1 protein-coding gene is annotated in these 1,685 nt (G+C 66.9%); it reads left to right on the top strand.

Annotated features, from left to right (window positions below; genetic code table 11):
* Positions 1 to 125 precede the first annotated feature (125 nt).
* On the top strand, positions 126 to 1,517 hold the full coding sequence (locus tag INT51_RS21910; protein ID WP_114355359.1) for an IS1380 family transposase: 1,392 nt from the start codon (positions 126 to 128) through the stop codon (positions 1,515 to 1,517).
* Positions 1,518 to 1,685 lie beyond the last annotated feature (168 nt).

Genomic DNA, 1,685 nt, shown 5'->3' with positions numbered 1-1,685 from the left:
TAGCCTCGGGCTTTCATCGTTGAGGTGTCCGAGGGGTGGGTCGTGATGGGTGAAGGTGCTCCTGACCTGGAAGAATAGGGCTTGTCTAAGGTCCATTTCACGCCAGTTCAGGGAGCACCTTCAGGGTGAATGCTACCGGGTTGTATCCACGTCCTCATGTTGATGTCGCGCCGGTGTCTGCGGTCGGTCAGGCCGGTGGTGTGTTGCTGACCGAGACCGTCCGCGCGACGGGCCTGGCCGTCGAGCTTTCGAGGGCGCTGGCGCCGTGGCGGAAGCCGTTCTCGCGGCATGATCCGGGGAAGATCCTCACCGATCTCGCGCTCATGTTGGCGGTCGGTGGGGATTGCCTGGCTGACGTCGCCACGCTCCGAGCGGAGCCTGATGTGTATGGGTCCGTGGCCTCGGATCCGACGATCTCTCGCCTGCTGACGACCCTCGCGGCTGACGCCCGGGCGGTCGAGAATGCGATCAGTGCCGCCCGCCGGAAAGCACGCAGTCGAGCCTGGGCCCTGGCCGGCGAGTATGCTCCCAGCGCGGGGGTCACGGCGAAGAGCCCGCTGGTCATCGACCTGGACGCTTCGCTGGTGACCTCTCACAGCGAGAAGGAGTTCGCGCGGCCGACGTTTAAGAAGGGCTTCGGATTCCATCCGTTGCTCGCGTTCGTCGACCACGGCACCGGCGGGTCCGGAGAGATGTTGGCCTGTCTCCTGCGCCCCGGGAACGCCGGCTCGAACACCGCAGCGGACCATAAGAGCGTGATCGCCGATGCGCTGGCCCAAGTCGGGATGGGATCCCGGCCGGGGCGGAAGGTGCTGGTCCGGATCGACGGGGCCGGCGGCACGAAGAAGACGCTGCAGGAGTTGGTGAAGCGGCGGGTCTCGTACTCGGTCGGGTTCACCCTGCCCGCGAATACGCCGGAGCTGTTCGGCCTGATCCCGAAGCACGTCTGGGAACCCGCCTATAACTCTGATGGCGAGGTGCGGGAGGGAGCGGACGTCGCGGAGCTGACGGGGCTGCTCGGCCTCGATGAGGACTGGCCGGACGGGATGCGTGTCATCGTCCGTCGCGAGCGCCCTCATCCCGGTGCGCAACTGCGGTTCGATGACGTCGATGGCTACCGCCTGACGGCGTTCGCGACCAACACCACGCAGGGTCAGCTCGCGGACCTCGAGTTCCGTCACCGTCGCCGTGCTCGCTGCGAGGACCGGATCCGCGTGGCGAAGGACATGGGCCTGCGGAACCTGCCCCTGACGTCGTTCGCGCAGAACCGGATCTGGTGCCAGATCGTGGCCCTGGCCAGCGAGATTACTGCTTGGATGGGGATGCTCGGCTATGCCGGCCAGCCCGCAAGGAGGTGGGAGCCTAAACGCGCCCGGCACCGCTTGTTCCAGATCCCCGCGACTATCGCGCGCCATGCTCGACAGCAGGTCCTGCACTTCTCGGAGCGGTCGATCTGGGCTCGGATCGTCCAGGCCGGCCACGCCCGCCTCGCCCAGTTGCCCGCCCCCGCTGGATAGCCCACGGCCCTGTCACTGACCGCACTCTCTGAAGGACCCACGGCCCTGGACGCCCGACCACCGCGACCGACACGCGGCGGACCGTCACACCCTCATGCCAGAATGAGTCCGCAAAGATCGGCAACGACGCCGACCGAGCGGACCTACCGACCCCATGAAAGATCGAGG

It is taken from the genome of Brachybacterium sp. FME24 (genome assembly GCF_014897705.1).
In the GTDB taxonomy this organism is placed as follows: domain Bacteria; phylum Actinomycetota; class Actinomycetes; order Actinomycetales; family Dermabacteraceae; genus Brachybacterium.
The sequence above is the reverse complement of the archived record's forward strand: the minus strand, read 5'-3'. Positions and strand labels throughout refer to the sequence as shown.